At 33.6% G+C, this 18787-nt stretch carries 14 protein-coding genes and 2 tRNA genes; 3 read left to right on the top strand and 13 right to left on the bottom strand.

Annotated elements, in window-relative coordinates; translation table 11 throughout:
* Positions 1-73: 73 nt before the first annotated feature.
* The 3 genes from cdd to porU all read right to left on the bottom strand — a co-directional run bounded on the left by cdd (position 74) and on the right by porU (position 5746).
* Entirely contained in the window at positions 74-556 is a 483-nt protein-coding gene (gene cdd, locus Q0770_RS06805; protein ID WP_299115330.1) for a cytidine deaminase, read from the bottom strand.
* Positions 557-629: 73 nt separating this feature from the next.
* Positions 630-1829 carry a type IX secretion system outer membrane channel protein PorV gene (gene porV / locus Q0770_RS06810; protein WP_299115331.1) on the bottom strand — a complete coding sequence of 400 codons (1200 nt, stop codon included), beginning with the start codon at positions 1827-1829 and terminating at the stop codon, positions 630-632.
* A 62-nt stretch (positions 1830-1891) separates the two neighbouring features.
* Entirely contained in the window at positions 1892-5746 is a 3855-nt protein-coding gene (porU, locus tag Q0770_RS06815) for a type IX secretion system sortase PorU (RefSeq protein WP_299115332.1), read from the bottom strand.
* A gap of 254 nt (positions 5747-6000) precedes the next feature.
* Between porU and gldJ the strand changes: the two genes are divergently transcribed.
* Complete coding sequence (gene gldJ, locus Q0770_RS06820; RefSeq protein ID WP_299115333.1) at positions 6001-7671, top strand: gliding motility lipoprotein GldJ; 1671 nt, start codon at positions 6001-6003, stop codon at positions 7669-7671.
* A 66-nt stretch (positions 7672-7737) separates the two neighbouring features.
* Positions 7738-9024, top strand: a complete 1287-nt coding sequence (gene murF / locus Q0770_RS06825) for a UDP-N-acetylmuramoyl-tripeptide--D-alanyl-D-alanine ligase (RefSeq protein ID WP_299115334.1) — start codon at positions 7738-7740, stop codon at positions 9022-9024.
* 42 nt (positions 9025-9066) lie between these two features.
* On the opposite strand, the gene Q0770_RS06830 is transcribed toward murF, so the two are convergent.
* From Q0770_RS06830 to Q0770_RS06875, 10 genes are all read right to left on the bottom strand, one after another.
* A tRNA-Val gene (locus tag Q0770_RS06830) sits at positions 9067-9141 on the bottom strand.
* A 43-nt stretch (positions 9142-9184) separates the two neighbouring features.
* A tRNA-Val gene (locus tag Q0770_RS06835) sits at positions 9185-9259 on the bottom strand.
* Positions 9260-9320: 61 nt separating this feature from the next.
* Positions 9321-10538: a folylpolyglutamate synthase/dihydrofolate synthase family protein gene (locus Q0770_RS06840; RefSeq protein ID WP_299115336.1), complete on the bottom strand. Its 1218-nt coding sequence runs from the start codon at positions 10536-10538 to the stop codon at positions 9321-9323.
* On the bottom strand, positions 10539-11387 hold the full coding sequence (locus Q0770_RS06845; RefSeq protein ID WP_299115337.1) for an energy transducer TonB: 849 nt from the start codon (positions 11385-11387) through the stop codon (positions 10539-10541).
* A gap of 46 nt (positions 11388-11433) precedes the next feature.
* Positions 11434-12459 carry a cell envelope integrity protein TolA gene (tolA, locus tag Q0770_RS06850; RefSeq protein WP_299115338.1) on the bottom strand — a complete coding sequence of 342 codons (1026 nt, stop codon included), beginning with the start codon at positions 12457-12459 and terminating at the stop codon, positions 11434-11436.
* 29 nt (positions 12460-12488) lie between these two features.
* Entirely contained in the window at positions 12489-12881 is a 393-nt protein-coding gene (locus Q0770_RS06855; RefSeq protein WP_299115340.1) for a biopolymer transporter ExbD, read from the bottom strand.
* Position 12882: 1 nt separating this feature from the next.
* Positions 12883-13572 (bottom strand): MotA/TolQ/ExbB proton channel family protein, encoded by a 690-nt coding sequence (locus tag Q0770_RS06860; RefSeq protein WP_188375260.1) that lies wholly within the window; start codon positions 13570-13572, stop codon positions 12883-12885.
* Between the two features lie 60 nt (positions 13573-13632).
* Positions 13633-15024, bottom strand: a complete 1392-nt coding sequence (gene nhaD, locus Q0770_RS06865) for a sodium:proton antiporter NhaD (protein WP_299115342.1) — start codon at positions 15022-15024, stop codon at positions 13633-13635.
* 5 nt (positions 15025-15029) lie between these two features.
* Positions 15030-16256 carry a Glu/Leu/Phe/Val dehydrogenase dimerization domain-containing protein gene (locus tag Q0770_RS06870; RefSeq protein WP_299115363.1) on the bottom strand — a complete coding sequence of 409 codons (1227 nt, stop codon included), beginning with the start codon at positions 16254-16256 and terminating at the stop codon, positions 15030-15032.
* Between the two features lie 63 nt (positions 16257-16319).
* On the bottom strand, positions 16320-17393 hold the full coding sequence (locus Q0770_RS06875) for an anhydro-N-acetylmuramic acid kinase (RefSeq protein WP_299115344.1): 1074 nt from the start codon (positions 17391-17393) through the stop codon (positions 16320-16322).
* A gap of 92 nt (positions 17394-17485) precedes the next feature.
* On the opposite strand from Q0770_RS06875, the gene Q0770_RS06880 reads away from it, so the two are divergent.
* Positions 17486-18628 (top strand): acyl-CoA dehydrogenase, encoded by a 1143-nt coding sequence (locus tag Q0770_RS06880; protein WP_299115346.1) that lies wholly within the window; start codon positions 17486-17488, stop codon positions 18626-18628.
* Positions 18629-18787 lie beyond the last annotated feature (159 nt).

Below are 18787 nucleotides of genomic sequence, written 5' to 3' on the forward strand. Positions count from 1 at the left end.
ATTTTAAGCTATAACGAAGAAACACAATTCTGTAAAAATTGCGCTATATTTTAAGTAATATATAACGAAAACGTTACAGTACTGAGCTTTCGAAAAGTAAAGGTAAAAGATTTGCTAAAGATTCTGATTTTACAATCTTACCTTCGGCTCCCATAAAATAAATTTCAATTGGTTGGTTTTGTTTAATCTCATACTCAGCTATTGCTTGTCTACATGCACCACATGGTGGAATTGGCTTGTCAGTCATCTGATTTTGAGAAGATGCTGTCAATGCCATTTTTAGCATTTTTGATTTAGGATAAGTTGCGCCTGCATAATAAATTGCCGTGCGTTCTGCACATAGCCCGGATGGGTAAGAAGCATTTTCTTGATTACTTCCAGAAACTATTTCTCCATTATCTAATAATATGGCTGCTCCTACATTAAATTTTGAATAAGGTGAATATGCATTTTCACGAACTTTTATTGCTGATTGCATTAATTGTTGAACATCCTTTGGAAGTTCTGCCATGGAATCATAAACTTCTAATGTGGTTTCAATTTTAACTTCCTTCATGTGACACTCTTTTAGACAAAAAAACTATTGTCTTTCAACAATAGTTTTGATTAATCAGAATATAAATTTACGACTAATATTCTGTATACTCGCCATCACCAAAATTAAATGTTAGTGAGAAGCGAAGTGTGTTTTCTAATGGGCTCTGTACACGAGATGCAGAGAACAAATATGATAAATCTAAGTTTATTGTTGTGTATTTAAATCCAGCACCTAAAGCAAAGAATTTACGAGCCCCTTTTTCTTCAGCTTCATTAAAATATCCCGCTCTTAAAGCAAATGAATTGTTATAAGTATATTCTGCACCTAAAGCGTAAGTAAACTCCTTAAGCTCTTCGCTAAATCCACCCGGAGCATCTCCGAAAGATTGAAAAACACCTGATAGGAAACTTACATCATTGTCTTGACCAGCTGTTATTATTGTTGGCTCATCACTATCTTGCACTTGGTCTCCATCAGTATCTACATATCCTAATTGTGGTGGAGTTGGCACTAATAATTTTGCTACCTCTGCGGTTATTGCAAGTTTACTATTCTGATCAAAAATAAAATCAAAACCTCCACCAAGTCTTAAATTAGTTGGCTGGAATACGTCTTGCCCTCCATCATCATAACTAAACTTAGGTCCTAAATTTTGGATAGCGAATCCTAATCTCCAACGACCATTAAAATCATTATACGCTTCTTCTTCACTTTGATAATAACCAGTAATATCTGCCCCGAAAGAACTTCCCGCATTTGCATTAGGATCTACTTGACCAATACGTAATGCTGATCTAAAATATCTTAGACCTACAGCCATTGCAAATTGATCTGCTAACTTTAAAGAATACGCTACATCCACTGCATACTCGTTAGGCTTTACTGCAACACCTGGTGATGTCGCATCTTGAGTTAAAACAATTTCTCCAAGACTAAAATACTTTACACTTGCAGATACAGCACTATAATCATTTAATCGATTAAAGTAAGTTGCATAACTAATAGATATGTCATTAACTAATCTGGTTAAATATGGTGTAAAACTAACACCTAGTCCAGATTTTGCTTCTGAAAATGCATATTTTGCAGGATTGTATTGTTGAGAAAATCCATCAACAGATGTAGCCACACCCATATCTCCTAAAGAAGCAGAACGTGCATCAGGAGCAACTAACATAAAAGGTATACCAGTTGTTATTACTGAAGACTGATCTGGAAAAACTATAGTTTCTTGTGAAAATGAAACATTTACAATTGCAAATGCTAATATAAAAGTTAAAGTATTTTTCATTCTTAATAGTTATCTTATTACTATATTAAATAGTTAAAAGTGTTAACAAATATAATTTAATATTACAGTATTACAAGTTTTTGAATCTTTTCTATCTGCTTATTTAAACGTTGAGATTTTACTTTTAGTTTATATATATAAACGCCTTTTCCGATTTTATCTCCAAAATCATCTCTACCATCCCAAACAATATCTCTAGACAAAGTGCTTGTTGATTTACTAGAGGTATTAGTTTGCCCATTTAATGTTCTTACCAATTTACCTGAAACTGTAAATATCTGTACAGAGACATCTAAAACATCACTACTATTATGATTAAACCAAAACTCTGTGTAGTCTACAAATGGGTTTGGATAATTAAGTACATTATCTATTACGAGTAGTTCATTATTATTAAAAACCTCAAACTGTATTTCAGAAACTGAAGAATTATTATAAACATCCCAAGCCTTCACTGTTAATGTATGCATTCCTGCTTCTAAATCTCTAAATACAAAGGTTACAGTTCCGTTTGTATAGTCATCTAAACTAGCTTCATAATAATCATTTAGCACAAAAGGATTGGTTTCATCTCCATCTAAAATAGCAGTAATATCATGACCAATACCACTTGCTGTATTAATTCCGTTATCGTCTTGTAATTTGACTAACAATGTGGGCGATTCATTAGTTATGCCTCCTGAAACAAAATTTTCGTCATTCATGAACAAATTAATCAATGGTCCAATATTATCTTCTTCTGCATTTTCGTTAATACCACCGACTTGGATATCAAAACTATATCCATTTTGATCTTCTAATACATTATTTCGTTTTGCATAAAAACTAACTTTTCCTGGACCGATAGGTATACCAATATCTCTTGGCACTACAAAATTAAAGTCGAACTGACCATTCTCAATTGTAGCTTGTCCTTTAAAAATTATTTCGCCTAATGTTGTAAAATCTAATATTATAATCCCATTATTATCAGAAGTGTTATCATTTGCTAGTGTTTGCCTTTGTATTTCTTTATCAAAAACTGTTGCTGTTAACACCCCGTTGTAATTAGTCAATACATTTCCACCTAAATCAACAACTTCTCCTGACATCTTAACCTTACCTAAAGCTTCTAAAACATCTGTAGTTTGCGAAATAGGCGTGTCGTTAATATGTGTTAATCTAATATTTGGTCTTGGTACAGCCAGTTTCATAGCTGGGTCACCTATAAAATGGACTAAACGATTCTGAGAACTTCCAGCAATAGCTGGATCTAATTTAGTTAGTCTAAGAGCTTCGGCCATTGATGGGTAATCATTAGAGCCATAAGCAAACAAATAGTCTTCTAAAATTTCGTTATAAGTGGTACCAACACCAACAAATATTGTGCGAGTCGTTGTAATTAATGCTATTGCACCACCTTTAGTATTCCAATATGTAAATTCTCCTGCTGTCTGTAAACCTGGATTATCATATTTAGTATAGTCACAAGTCACAGTAATAAAGCAATTAAATCTACAATTATTGTTAATCTCTTGAGAATCATTAATGTCAAATATTCGTTCATCAGCAAGACCTAACTCTCCACCATGTCCAAAATAATTAACCACTAAAACACCCACATCTATAGCATTCCTAAAGGCATCGTTTACGTCAGGATATCTATCCCCACCAGAAGAAGATTGCTGCTGAAAAGCATCTGAATGTATTTTAATAGAATTAAAAAATGGTTTTTGAGCTTGTACATCTGTGGCTACATCATCAGTTGTTTGCTGAAGTACTATCTCAAAAGGTTCGTCTACATCATCCGATACTAGTAAGATATTATTTCTCCAACTACCATAAGATTCTTGTGCATAATAAGCTTCAATCTTATCTGCAACTTCCTTTGCACGTTGTGGGCTATCTGCTATCATTCTACCAACTGCAATGTCTAGACGATTAGAATTTGTAAGTGTCCCCTCGTTATCGTCCATCATACCATAAAAGTCATCTGAAATAAGAGAATTAGTTAAGCTAAAACTATTTAGCGAAAACCACGAGGGCACAAAATTGGTATTGTTATTAAGTCTATCTTTATAATCATAAGAGGCATCTCCAAACAAACCTATATACTTTACTCTGTTTTCTGGAGCACTTGCATTATCATAAACGTATCTAATAAAATTTCGGATGGCTGCTATATCTTGATTTCCTGAACTGAATTCGTTGTATATCGTTTGAAGTGTAATCACTTTTACATTTAAATCATATTCTTTTTTATTAATCTCTGCGACTCTTTGTGCTTGAGATAAAAATATTTGAGGTGTCATCAACAAATAATCAATATCTTGAAACTGTCCTTGATCATTATTAAAAATTGTGCCTTTTAAATCTTGATTTGCAACTTGACTATTAGCTTCACGCTTGGGATTTAAAAAATCAGAACCCGAGAATGCCACATAATTTCTTAGTTCTCCTGCTGTTGCTTTTAAGTTAATCTCTGAAGATGCATCTGAATTATTAAAAGACTGAACATTAAAAATATCTGTAACATCCCAAACTTGTTCTACTTGGGTAGCATTACCAATATTATATTGAACTATTCCAAAACTTGTAGTTACACTTCTATTCTTAAAAAACAACTGCTCATCTACATATAATAATTGCCTTGTAGCCTCAATATTAATATAATCTAAATAGGCTGCTGCTATAGGGTTACCATTATTATCGTATTCGAGGTTTATCTCTAAATCCTCACCTGTTACTGAAACATTACTATTAAAAGTAGTGCCTGTAGCAAAAGTAAATGCATCAGGGTTAAAAGGTTGTAGATTTAATGTTGTCGCACTAGCTCCATTAATAGTTATTGTCATAGTAGACGGCAACTCAGAAACTGAACCTAAGGTTACTGTAACTCTTACCGGGACAGAAGTATCTACATTAGGTATGCTGAAATTATAATTTCTTTCATTCTCAACATCAAATTTATCGCCGAACCATCGCCGCCCAACTTTAACCAAATTAAACTCATCAACTTCATAAAAATCGTAATCTTCAAAAGCATCTATAATAATATCTGCTGGTTGATCTGTTTGTGTTAACTCAGAAATACGTTTACCATTACCTCCACTAATATTTATATAGTAATAGGTTTTATCGGTATATAAATTTAGATTCGTATTCTGTTCCTGATTAAAACCTTGAGGTCCTTTAGCATAAAACAGAATATGATCTTGATTATCAAAACGGCCATCTTCTTCTCCAACAAATTGGATAGCATTTTCCGTTAAATCAATAGCATGTTCAGCAGAATTAAGGTAAGGTAACATCTCACCTCCATTGCCATAAATTTTTAAATTTCTCGGGTCTATAGAATTTACATTAACACCTAATTGGCTAACAAAATTCTTTGACAATCTAAAAACTCCTGTAGTATCAACATAAAAACGATACCAATCTCCAGATGCCAAAATTGAATTGCTTATAGTCGAAAAAGAAGATTGACTAGCTGAACGATTTAAAATACCTGTGTTATAGTTAATAACAAAACTTGTTAATTTCTTAAACGTATTGCCTTCTTTTATTATTGGGTTAATTTCTAAATATACAGAACGTTTACCTCTGGCTTCTGTATTAACTAATAATGGTTTTACTTCTGTCTTAATGGTAGAAAGATCTAAATCCCTTAATTCAGATTTAGAAATCTGGCTATAAACAGTATTACTAAGAGTTATTGAAGTTTCATCTACAAATCCATTCTCATTCCATTCCGTAAAATAGTTAAGACCATTCTCAACATCGTAACTAAAATGATTTGTATCAAAGGAAGGGACTTCAATTTTTGCATAACTTGCTTCTAAAGTTCTATAACCATTCCAATTAATCGTAAACTCCTTTTGTTGAGCAAACGAAAAAAAACACAATAGTATAAAGAAAATAGTAAAGCTCTTTTTCATGGTAAATAAACGCACAAGTTTATGCCTTATTATAAGGTTGCAATTTTTATTTCAAAAGTACAACAATAATTTATTTTGACACTCGTTATTGATAAGTGAATTCAACGGTTGAAAGTATTAAAAATCCGTTGTAATGAACAAAAAACAGGATGAAATGCATATTTTTTTACACTTTATCGATAAAAAATGTTGCTTGTTCGTCTTTAATTACTATATTGCACGTCGAATTTAAAGAACTTACTTAATCTATAGTTATGAAAAACGTCATGAATTTTAAATTAATAGCAGCTGCAGCCCTAGTAGTTACTGCTTTTAGTTGTAAACGCTCATCAAACAATAGTAACGTAGATAGCGCTACTGGTTGGGCTATTAATGACAAACAAGGTGGTTTTCAATACAACACCAAATTTAAAGAGCAAGAGACACCTCCTGGAACTGTGTTCGTAGAAGGTGGAACTTTTACCATGGGTAAAGTACAAGATGACCCTATGCATGATTGGAACAATAGTCCTTCTCAGCAACACGTTCAATCTTTTTACATGGATGAATCAGAGGTTACCAATGCTAATTATCTTATGTATTTGGACTACTTAAAAAGTGTTTACCCTCCAGATGACCCTGCTTATGCAAACATATATAGAGGTGCTTTACCAGACACATTAGTTTGGAGAAATCGCCTAGGATATAATGAAATGATGACAGAGAACTACTTACGTCATCCTGCATATGGCAATTACCCAGTAGTTGGTGTAAGTTGGATACAAGCTGTAGAGTATGCGAGTTGGAGAACAGATAGAGTTTCAGAAATGACATTACAAGAAGCTGGATATCTTGAGAGAGATTCTCAATATAAAGCTGAAGCTAATAGCACATTCAATACGGATACATATATTAATGCACCAACGAAAACTTACGGTGGTAATGATTCTATTATTAACCCTGTAAAGTCTAGAAAGCGTGTTCAAGTAAATGCAAAAGGCGATACTATTAATGTATATGCAAAACGAGAGTCTGGACTTATAGGTCCAAAATATAGACTACCAACAGAAGTTGAGTGGGAATATGCAGCTCTTGGTATGAGTGAGTTAAGAAGCTATAACATCTATAGAGGACGTAAAAAATATCCTTGGGATGGACAGTATACAAGATCAGGTAAACGTGCAAAGCGTGGTGACCAGTTAGCTAACTTTAAGCAAAGTAAAGGTGATTATGGTGGAATTGCAGGATGGTCTGATGATGGTGCAGATATCACACAAGAAGTGAAGTACTACGAACCTAACGACTATGGTATTTACGATATGGCAGGTAATGTTGCAGAGTGGGTTGCTGATGTTTACAGACCAATAGTTGATGATGAGTTTAACGATTTTAATTACTACAGAGGTAATACATACTACAAAAATGCCATCAATGATGATGGTAGTGTAAAAATTGTTCAAGAAACAGTTTATGACACCTTGAGTAATGGAAAAATTGTTGCTAGAAATCTTCCTGGTGAAATTGAAACAGTACCAGTAGATGAAGATGAAACATATCTTCGCACAAACTTTGATAGAAGCGATAACAGAAACTTTAGAGATGGTGACCAAAAATCATCTAGATACTATAGAGACAATTTTGAAGATGGTGAAGACGGAAAATTTGATACTCGCAAGATGTATAATTCTCCAAAACATAGTATCGCAACTGATTCTGCTGGTGGTAAAATGCTAAAAGAATTTGATAAATCTGACAGAAGAACATCATTAATTAATGACGAAGCTCGTGTAATTAAAGGAGGCTCTTGGAAAGACAGATCTTACTGGATTGACCCTGCTCAACGTAGATTCTTCCCGCAAGATATGGCAACAGACTACATTGGTTTTAGATGTGCAGTTTCTAGAGTTGGTTCTAAATCAAAAACTAACAAAAAGAAACGTAACTAAAAAGACGACATAAATTTATATAAGAAGTCCTAACAAATATGTTGGGACTTTTTTATTTTTATAACTATGAAAATAGAAGAATTACATCATATATATAAAAGCTGTAAATCTGTATGCACAGATACAAGAAAATTACAAAAAGATGATATTTATTTTGCTTTAAAAGGCGATAATTTTGATGGTAATAAGTTTGCCAAAACTGCTTTAGAAAATGGTGCCAGTTTCTGTGTCATAGATAACCCGACACTTAAAAATATATCAGAAAGTTTCATTTTAGTTGATGATGTATTAATAGCATTGCAACAATTAGCTAATTACCACAGAAAACATATTACATATCCTATTATTGCGCTAACCGGAAGTAATGGCAAAACAACTACAAAAGAGCTAATATATAAGGTACTATCATCTTGCTATAAAGTAAAAGCAACAAAAGGAAATCTAAACAATCATATAGGCGTCCCTTTAACACTTTTAAGTTTCACTAAAGACTTAGATTTTGGCATTGTAGAAATGGGTGCAAATCATCAGAAAGAAATAGAATTTCTGTGTTCTATTGCCGAACCAGATTTTGGTTTAATTACCAATTTTGGTAAAGCACATCTAGAAGGCTTTGGAGGTATCGAAGGCGTCATAAAAGGAAAATCAGAACTTTATAACTACTTAAAAGAAAACAACAAAACTGCTTTTATAAATACTGATGACAAAACACAGATAGAGCAAATCGGAAATTATACGAAATGCTCCACTTTTGGCTCAACTGATACTAATGACTGTGTAATCAATTTTAAAAGCGCCAATCCTTTTGTGCACGTCTCTTATAATAATCTTTTTATTGAAAGTAAGCTCATAGGAAACTATAACTATGGAAACATAGCTGTAGCAATAGCAATCGGTCAATATTTTAAAGTTTTACCTGATAAAATCAAGAATGCTATAGAAGCATACGAGCCAGATAATAATAGATCTGAAATAATTAACATAAAAACTAATACGATTATTCTGGATGCCTACAATGCAAACCCCACAAGTATGTTAGCCGCTCTCAACAACTTTAAACAATTAGAAGCTGATGATAAAAAATATCTTTTCTTAGGCGATATGTTTGAGCTTGGAATATCAGCTAAAGAGGAACATCAAGCTATTGTCGATTTTACTGAAAATAATTTTGAAGATAATATATATTTCATCGGTGAAAATTTTTCTAAAACAAAAACTAAATCTTCAACTCAAAAATTCTCATCTTTTGAAGATTTAAAAATAGAACTTAAAACCACAGCAATTAGAAACTCTACAATCTTAATAAAAGGCTCTAGAGGAATGGCCTTGGAACGTATTTTAGACATTCTATAAAAGCAAAATCCATATTTACATATGGATTTTCTACTTTTAAAGTGGGTCATACTGGATTCGAACCAGTGACTTCTACCCTGTCAAGGTAACACTCTGAACCAACTGAGTTAATGACCCAAATATATAAAACCAAAAAAGTCTACATTTCTGTAGACTTCTGTGGGCGCGAAGGGATTCGAACCCCTGACCCCTTGGGTGTAAACCAAGTGCTCTGAACCAACTGAGCTACGCGCCCGATTATTGGACTGCAAATATAGACTAGTTTTTAAAATCTCAAAAGAATTTCAACAAAAAAATTATAATATTTCAGCAACAACAAAAGTGCTACCTCCAACATAAATATAATCCTCTTGATTAGCAGACAATTTAGCTTTTGAAAAAGCTTCACATACTGAATTGTATGCTTCAGATAAAAATCCTTTTTTATTAAATACGGCTTGCAATTCATCTGCATCCATACCTCTAGGTACATTAGGCTTACATAGATAATATTTAGCATGTATAGGCAACAAAGGAATTAAAGCTTCAAAATCCTTATCATTTACAACACCAAAAACAATGTGTAATTGACCATTACATTCTTTTTTTAGCTGATTCATTGTATATGATAAGCCTTCTTTATTATGAGCAGTATCGCATACAACCATAGGGTTGCTAGATAAAACTTGCCATCTACCCATAAAGCCTGTATTTTTCACAACATTCAAAAGTCCCAATTGTAATTGGTCTTTAGTTATTTTGAAACCTTGATTTTTTAAAATCTCGGTGGATTGCATTACTGTTTTTATATTGTGACTTTGATAAGCGCCTTTTAAATCACTTTCTAATGCTTCAGGAATAATATGATCTGAGAAATAAATTAGGGAATTCATCTCATTTGCTTTTTCTAAAAATACTGTTTCTGTTTCAGCGTGAGTCTCTCCAATAACTACTGGTATATTAGGTTTTATAATTCCTGCTTTTTCTGAAGCTATTTTTGGTAATGTATTGCCTAAAAACTGAACATGATCAAGTCCAATATTTGTTATAATAGATAGTTCAGGCATAATAATATTTGTAGAATCTAATCGCCCACCTAGACCAACTTCAATTACAGCGACATCAACCTTCTCTTTTGCAAAATAGTCAAAAGCTAGTCCAACTGTCATCTCAAAAAAAGAAAGTGAATTTGTTTCAAAAAATGATTTATGCTTTTTTACAAATCCCATGACAAATTGTTTTGAAATCTCTTTGCCATTAATCTTAATACGCTCTCGGTAATCTTTTAAATGTGGAGATGTATACAAACCAACCCTATAGCCTGCCTCTTGCAGAATTGAAGCTAGCATATGGCTACAAGAGCCTTTACCGTTAGTACCTCCTACATGGATAGATTTGAATTTTTTTTCTGGATTTTTAAGGTAATTAGCTAACAATATCGTGTTAGAAAGGTCTTTTTTATATGCAGATTGACCTTGAGATTGATACATTGGTAATTGGTTAAACAACCAATCAACTGTCTCTTGATAGTTCATTTATTGACTAACATCAAAATTGATACTCACAAAGCCTATTTGTTTAGATGGTGCGTTAGCATCTGCTGGCCACTTATGAGATAATGCTATTTTTTTTGCAGGTGCTAATAAACAAGGATGCGTATTTGTCGAGCCTTTTGCTCCTGGTGTAGCCGATGTAACTCTTCCGCTTTTATCAACCTCAATACGAACAATAACTAAGCCGTATTCATTACAATCTTGTTTAAATATCTTTTTACTTGGTCTACCTCTTCCTCCCAAACCAAATCCAACACCACCTTTTCCGGGACCTGTACCCCCAAAATAACTAGGTGCATAAGGATTTCCGTTTAACTGACCTTTATTACCAGGCGAATTATCTGGTCCTTCACCTCCGTTATCATTGTCTTTAGAATTTTTTACACCACCAATAAGGTTATCTAGTTTCTTTTTCTTTTCTGCTTCTTCTCTCTTTTTTCGCTCTTCTGCCTCACGTTTTAAACGTTCTACTCTATCAGCTTCTGCTTTTGCTCTAGCTTCAGCTTGTTTTTGTTTTTTTATAGCAATAGCCTCTTCGGTTTCTTGAGTTAAAACTTTTTCAGATTTCTCAACTGTCTTTTGAGGTTTAACCTCTTCTTGCTTTACGTTCTGTTCTTCGATTTTTTTCGGAGTATCTGCCTGCTTTGGCTTACTTAATGGCTTATTACCACTACCAAAGTTATTGGTTCCGAAATTAACTGCAACGCCATATTCTTCTGGTGGATCCATATATTGAGGTCCCACAACAAAAATGAGTAACACTAAAATTAGGAGAATTAGCGTTGTTATCTTTGCAGAATTTTTTTCGTGTTTAGTTTTTAAATACTTCATCTAAGAACAATATTATAATACAATAACGAAAATTGCAGTTAAAATATTATTGTTTTGCAAACCTAATAGGTGCAGAAAAAGGTACAATAACTGGCTTTCCTTGTTGTATGCCCGGTTTTAATTTGGGTAACATCTTAGTGACTCTCACTGCTTCCGCTACCAATTTCGGATCTGCTGCTCTAGCTCTTATATCAATAATCTGACCAGTTTTACTTATTTTGAAATAAATCGTAATTTTTTGACTACCAGTAAAACCTAAATCTGATGCTATAGTTTGGTCGAAATTCGCGCCTACAAACTGCGCCACTTTTTGACTCATACATTTTTTCCTTGCTGCATTATCTAAGCCTTCGCATCCAGGATATATAGGTGCTTCTTCAATTAGAGCAAATCCAACAACATCACTACCTCCGTTTTTATTTTTTGCTTCGGCAGCAGCGGCAGCAGCTTTTCTATCCGCTTCTGCTTTTGCAGCAGCAGCTTTTGCTGCCGCGGCCTTATCTGCTCTCTCTTTAGCTTCTCTTGCCTCTCTTTCAGCTTTAGCTTTAGCGGCTTTTCTAGCTTCTGCATCAGCTTTGGCTTTGGCTTCACGTTCAGCTTTTGCCTTTTCTTCAGCAGCCTTTTCTGCTTCGGCTTTTTCTTTAGCGACTTTTTCCGCTTCTAGTTTTAATGCTTCTGCTTCTTGTTGGGCTAAGAGCTCTTCTGCGGCCTTCTCTTTTGCTGCTTCCTCAGCTGCATTTTCTGCGGCTTCTTCTTCAGCTTTTTCCTCTTCACTTGGCTCTTCTTCTGTGTCTTCTTCTACTGGTTCTTCTTGTTCTTCTTCAACTTGTTCTTCAGTATTAGTTTCTTCCTCTTGAACATCTTCAACAACTTCTTCTGACTTTGTAGGATTATCTGGAGCCATTTTGTTATTAACAACACTTGGCTCTCCAAAGTTTATGGCTACTCCATATTCCTCTGGTATTTCTTTGTACGGCGCACCAACTACAAACATTAACAACGCTATAATAAGCACTGTTAAGGTTGTGATTTTAGCAGAATTACGCTCGTGTTTTGTTTTGAGGTATTTCATTGTTGGTTATGGTAAAAATGGGTTATTCACTAATTAGACTTTACAGCTAATGTGGATTTTATTTTATTCCTATTGGCTATATCCATTATAAAGACCACATGTTTTAAATCAACATCTTGATCTGACCTAATAGTAATTGTTGGCGAGTCAGAACTTCCAACTTTTTCTAACACTGCTGCTTCTAATTGATTTTTAGGCACTTGCTTTAAATCTACAAAGTATTGCAGTTTTTTATTGACACTTACTGATACATTTTTTGTTTGCGTTGTTTTACTGCTCGATTTTGGTAGCAATAAATCAATAGCTTCTGCAGAAACTAAAGTAGACGCAATCATAAAAAATATCAGTAACAGGAATACAATATCTGTCATTGAAGACATATTGAATTCTGGTGTTACTTTATTTCTTCCGCGTAAATTCATACTAAATAGGTTCGTTTAAAAGGTCTAAAAATTCAAGTGAATTAGCTTCCATCTTATAAACAACCTTGTTAGTTTTTACTACCAAATGGTTGTAAGCTATGTAAGCAATAATACCTACAATAAGTCCACCAACTGTTGTCGTCATAGCTGTATAAAGTCCGTCGGCTAGTGTTTTGATATCTATTGACCCTCCAGAATTAGCAATTTCGAAAATCGATAAAATCATCCCTATAACAGTTCCCAAGAATCCAATCATTGGTGCTGCTCCAGAAATGGTTGCTAAAACGCTTACGTTTTTTTCTAAACCGTATATTTCTAAACGGCCTGCGTTTTCAATAGCTGTATTGATATCATCCAAAGGTTTTCCAATTCTAGAAATTCCTTTACTAATTAATCGTGATACTGGAGAGTTTGCTTGAGAGCATAAATTTTGAGCAGAATCAATTTTACCATCGCTGACATAATCTCTAATTTGATTCATAAAGTTAGAATCAACTTTTGAAGCTTCTTTAATAGCAAAAATTCTTTCAAAATAAATATAAACTGCCGCAATAAATAAAATAGCTAGAATAGTAATTATTACAATTCCGGCTGTACCACCTGTTGTAATTAATTCTATTATAGATAATGTTTTTTCTACTGATTCGCCTTCAACTAAAGGGTCTGTCTCTTGTAAAATAGTGTTTAACATAGTAGATTATTGGTTTTAAATGATTTGGTATATAACGTAAAAAAAATGATTAACGTGTGTTTAGAATAAAGTTCTTGTGACCATGAAGGCAGCTGCGCCAGCTATAAAACCAGCTAATGCTAACCATGCTATCTTCTTAAGATACCAGAAAAAGTCTATTTTTTCCATACCCATAGCTACAACTCCTGCAGCAGAACCAATAATAAGCATGCTACCACCTGTTCCTGCTGAATATGCTATAAAATGCCATAATGTGTCATCTAATGGCTCCGTAAACATTCCTAAACTTGCTGCTACTAAAGGCACATTATCTATTACCGCTGAACCAACTCCAAGAAGTATAACTACTAAGTCTGATACAACAGTTCCGTTCATTTCTGTTCCTAACATTGGCATTGTATCCTGTAATGTATTAGCAAAACCAAATAAAATACCCAAGGATTCTAAGGCAGCAACTGCCATTAAAATACCTAAGAAGAATAATATACTTGGCATTTCAATCCTAGATAATGAACGATGGACTGGACTGTGATGTTCATGTCCCATCGCTTCTCCTTGCCCAACTTGAGACATTGTAAAACGAGAACTCGTGTATATCTCTGCAAAAATGGCAACTACTCCTAATGCTAACATCATACCTACATATGGCGGTAAATGTGTAACTACTTTAAAAAATGGCACAGATACTATAGCTCCTAAACCTAAAAATAACATTGTAGAACTAAATCTGTTTCTTGCCTTTCCGTCATCATCCTGTAGTTCTAATTCGCCTTTAAACGGTTTTAAAAACGATGCAATCAATGTGGGAACCACCATACATAATACTGAAGGAATAAATAAATATAAAAATAGTTTTCCTGTAGATACCTTATTACCAATCCAAAGCATTGTGGTTGTAACATCACCAATTGGCGACCATGCCCCACCTGCATTTGCTGCAATGATTATTAAACCTGCATACCATATACGAATACTTCTATCTTTTACAATTTTTTGAAGTATAGAGATTAAGACTATAGTTGCGGTTAAGTTATCAATAATAGCAGATAATACAAATGCAAGAATTGAAAACAGCCATAATAACTTCTTTCTACTTTTGAAGTTTACAGCTGCTTTTATGGTAGAAAAACCATCAAAATAATCGATAATCTCTACTATGGTCATTGCCCCTAGTAAAAACACCAATATCTCTGCTGTTTTGCCTAAATGATGAAGTAAGGTTTCTTCCATTAGATGCATTTTTTCTTCATGCGGAAGTAACCCAAAATTATCCATTAAAGTATGTTTAGCAGAATCAAACCATTGAGGAAAAGCATCAATTCCTAAGGATATTAAAGCCCAACTAATGGCCATCATTACCAATGCAGGAATAAGCTTATCGATTTTAATGCTATGCTCTAAAGTGATGGCTAAATAACCAAACACAAATACTAATACTATAATGGTTTCCATAGAAATTATATTAATTGTTTAAGTGCTATCTCAAATGCAGTTGCACTAATTCCTGTTTTATTTTTATTTTTTGTATGTAAATTTTGTAGGGCTTTTTTAATAACCTCAGATGTGTCATCAAAAATAGCATCATCTGTCATTTGTACTTTACGCTCCATAAAATACGCAAAAACTCTTGCCATTCCACAATTTGAAATAAAATCTGGAATAAGACTTACTCTATTATCTGTATGTTCCATGATTGGCCCAAAGAAAATCTCTTTGTCTGCAAAAGGCACATTAGCACCACATGAGATAACCTCTAAACCTGTATTAATCAGCTGATCTATTTGGTTTTGAGTAATCAATCGAGATGCAGCACATGGTGCAAACACTTCAGCTTGAAGCGACCAAATACGTTCATTCATCTCGTCAAAAGGAATAAGATTGCTACTACCTAAAGTATTCCCATTCTTAGACAAGTACATCTCTCGTACTTCTTCGAAAGAAAAGCCCTCTTCATTAATTAATCCACCAACACGGTCAATTATTCCAACAATTTTTGCTCCCATCTGAGCCAGATAAAAAGCAGCTGCAGCTCCTACATTACCAAATCCTTGAACAATTGCTCGCTTTCCTTTGATATTATCTCCATGTATATCATAAAAATGCTTTGCAGCTTCAGCTACACCAAAACCAGTAATCATATCTGCTACTGTATACTTTTTTGATACGTCTGGAGAATAATTGGTGTTTTCAATAACCTTAATAACGCCATGTCTTAATTGGCCTATTCTATTGATTTTATCCGCAGCAGTTGGCTTAAAATGTCCTTCGAAAACGCCTTCTTGAGGATGCCAAACACCGCTTTCTTCTGTAATTGGGATTACTTCATGAATTTCATCAACATTAAGGTCGCCACCAGTACCATAATAACTTTTAAGTAATGGTGATACTGCTGCATACCAACGTTCTAGAACTCCTTTTTTCCTTGAATCCTGTGGATTAAAATTAATTCCAGATTTTGCACCACCAATGGCTGGTCCAGAAACTGTAAACTTTACCTCCATAGTTTTTGCTAATGATAGAACTTCGTTCTTATCTAAACCCTGACGCATTCTTGTCCCGCCTCCTGCTGCCCCACCACGAAGTGAGTTTATTACTGTCCAACCTTCTGCTTCGGTTTCGGCATCATTCCAATGAAATACAATTTCGGGTGCTTTATTTTCGTAAGTATTTAGTAAATCTTTTATGAGAGACATTAGTTAGTTTTAGTTGATTAACAAATATAAAAAACTCTAAATGCATAATGTAAATTATACATTAATTTTAGGATTAAATATTTTTCCAGAAGAATGGTCTTTTTTTGCACCGGTCACACTCTTAAGACAATTGACTTCATTTCTATCTTTCAACACCCCCAAAAGACCAAATATTAAAGCTTCTTTATATTCTACGATTTCATTATCAGGAATTATAATTTTAGATTTCGAAAGCGCTTCAATTCTTTCAATTAAAAATGAATTATACGCACCACCACCTGTAATAAGTATCTCTGTTTGCTTTATATCTATATGCTTTGTAATCTGAACAGCTATATGTTCTACTATAGTCTTCAATGTATCCTTGGTTTCAAGATTAAAGCTATCTATTAATGGAAAAACAGTTTCTTTAACCCACTCTAAACCCAACGACTTTGGAGCGCTTTGCTTGTAAAACGATAAGTCATTCATTTGCTCTAAAAGCGAAAAATTAATAGTTCCTGACTGAGCAATCTTACCTTTATCATCATAATCGAAACCTAAATGATTTACATAATGGTTTAAAACTATGTTTACTGGACAGATATCAAAAGCAATTCGCCGCTTATTTTTTTCAAATGAAATATTTGCAAAACCGCCAAGGTTAATACAAAAATCGTAGTTACCAAATAATAATTTGTCTCCAATTGGCACTAAAGGCGCGCCTTGTCCACCAAGTCCTACATCTTGAACTCTAAAATCACATATTACTTTTTGCTTAAGAATATCAGCAAAAATTTGCCGATTTCCTATTTGATAAGTATAACCTTGGCCTGGGTTATGAAGGGCTGTATGTCCGTGAGAAGCAATAAAATCAATATTTTCAATACTATTGCTATTTATAAAATCTAGAACTTGGTTTGCTAAATATTCGGAATACTTACTATCTATTTGATTTAATTCTGTTTTAGAAAACTGTGTTAAAGTTTTTAGTTTTTGCTTCCATTCTAAAGAATAAGATATGGTTTCAAAATCAATAATTTTAAAATTCCATTTACCATCAAATGAAAATTTTGAATACAAAATGTCTATACCATCAAGTGAAGTTCCAGACATTACAGATACAACGCAATAGTTATTTATTAACATATAAGTAAAATTACTATTATCCATTGAAAATAACACAACAAACAGTTATCTTTGCAACGAATTTTTAGGAAATCAATAATAAACTATTTTTTATGGACTTTAGCTTAACAGAAGAGCATTTAATGATACGCGATGCCGCTCGCGATTTTGCACAAACAGAATTACTACCTGGTGTTATAGAACGTGATAACGCTCAAACATTTCCAGATGAATTAGTTCGTAAAATGGGTGAGCTAGGGTTTATGGGAATCATGGTAGATCCAAAATATGGTGGAAGTGGTATGGATGCTATTTCTTATGTTCTTATTATGGAAGAACTATCTAAAATTGATGCATCTGCTTCCGTAATGGTTTCTGTAAATAATTCATTGGTTTGTTATGGTCTTGAAGCTTTTGGTACTGAAGAACAAAAGCAAAAGTATTTAACCAAGTTAGCTACCGGAGAGAGTATTGGAGCATTTTGTTTAAGTGAACCTGAAGCTGGTAGTGATGCTACTTCACAAAAAACAACAGCTATCGATATGGGTGACCATTATATTATTAATGGCACAAAAAATTGGATTACAAACGGAGGGCGTTCTGATATTTATTTAGTGATTGCTCAAACGGATAAAGAAAAAGGACATAAAGGCATCAATGCTTTTATTGTTGAAAAAGGTATGCCTGGTTTCGATATAGGACCAAAAGAAGATAAGTTAGGTATTAGAGGTAGCGACACACATACGCTACAATTTAATGATGTAAAAGTACCTAAAGAAAATAGAATTGGTGACGATGGTTTTGGTTTTAAGTTTGCTATGAAAACCCTATCTGGAGGACGAATTGGCATTGCAGCTCAAGCATTAGGTATTGCTTCTGGGGCTTATGAATTAGCTTTAAAATATTCTAAAGAGCGTAAAGCTTTTGGTACTGAAATTTGTAACCACCAAGCGATTGCTTTTAAATTAGCGGACATGGCTACAGAAATTGAAGCTGCTCGTATGTTGGTAATGAAATCAGCGTGGGATAAAGACCAAGGTAATAACTATGATATGTCTAGTGCAATGGCAAAATTATATGCTAGTAAAGTGGCGATGGAACAAACTGTTGAAGCTGTACAAATACACGGTGGTAATGGTTTTGTAAAAGAATATCATGTTGAACGTTTGATGCGTGATGCTAAGATTACTCAGATATATGAAGGCACTTCTGAAATACAGAAAATTGTAATTTCTAGAGGTGTTATAAAAGAATAATAATTACACTTAGGTATTAAAAAAGGCTTCAGACTATAAAGTTTGAAGCCTTTTTTGTTTAATTAATTGTCTATTTTATAGCAATAACAACTTTCATCTATTCTCAAAATTTATTTTCATTTACTTATTTATAAAAACAAAAAAAGACCCAATCGTTAG

Source organism: uncultured Winogradskyella sp. (assembly GCF_947501905.1).
Taxonomy (GTDB): Bacteria; Bacteroidota; Bacteroidia; order Flavobacteriales; family Flavobacteriaceae; genus Winogradskyella.

Bases quoted from the DNA above. Each gene is read 5' to 3' on its own strand.
- cdd (WP_299115330.1), bottom strand. From the start codon at position 556: ATGAAGGAAGTTAAAATTGAAACCACATTAGAAGTTTATGATTCCATG.
- porV (WP_299115331.1), bottom strand. From the start codon at position 1,829: ATGAAAAATACTTTAACTTTTATATTAGCATTTGCAATTGTAAATGTT.
- porU (WP_299115332.1), bottom strand. From the start codon at position 5,746: ATGAAAAAGAGCTTTACTATTTTCTTTATACTATTGTGTTTTTTTTCG.
- gldJ (WP_299115333.1), top strand. From the start codon at position 6,001: ATGAAAAACGTCATGAATTTTAAATTAATAGCAGCTGCAGCCCTAGTA.
- murF (WP_299115334.1), top strand. From the start codon at position 7,738: ATGAAAATAGAAGAATTACATCATATATATAAAAGCTGTAAATCTGTA.
- Q0770_RS06840 (WP_299115336.1), bottom strand. From the start codon at position 10,538: ATGAACTATCAAGAGACAGTTGATTGGTTGTTTAACCAATTACCAATG.
- Q0770_RS06845 (WP_299115337.1), bottom strand. From the start codon at position 11,387: ATGAAGTATTTAAAAACTAAACACGAAAAAAATTCTGCAAAGATAACA.
- tolA (WP_299115338.1), bottom strand. From the start codon at position 12,459: ATGAAATACCTCAAAACAAAACACGAGCGTAATTCTGCTAAAATCACA.
- Q0770_RS06855 (WP_299115340.1), bottom strand. From the start codon at position 12,881: ATGAATTTACGCGGAAGAAATAAAGTAACACCAGAATTCAATATGTCT.
- Q0770_RS06860 (WP_188375260.1), bottom strand. From the start codon at position 13,572: ATGTTAAACACTATTTTACAAGAGACAGACCCTTTAGTTGAAGGCGAA.
- nhaD (WP_299115342.1), bottom strand. From the start codon at position 15,024: ATGGAAACCATTATAGTATTAGTATTTGTGTTTGGTTATTTAGCCATC.
- Q0770_RS06875 (WP_299115344.1), bottom strand. From the start codon at position 17,393: ATGTTAATAAATAACTATTGCGTTGTATCTGTAATGTCTGGAACTTCA.
- Q0770_RS06880 (WP_299115346.1), top strand. From the start codon at position 17,486: ATGGACTTTAGCTTAACAGAAGAGCATTTAATGATACGCGATGCCGCT.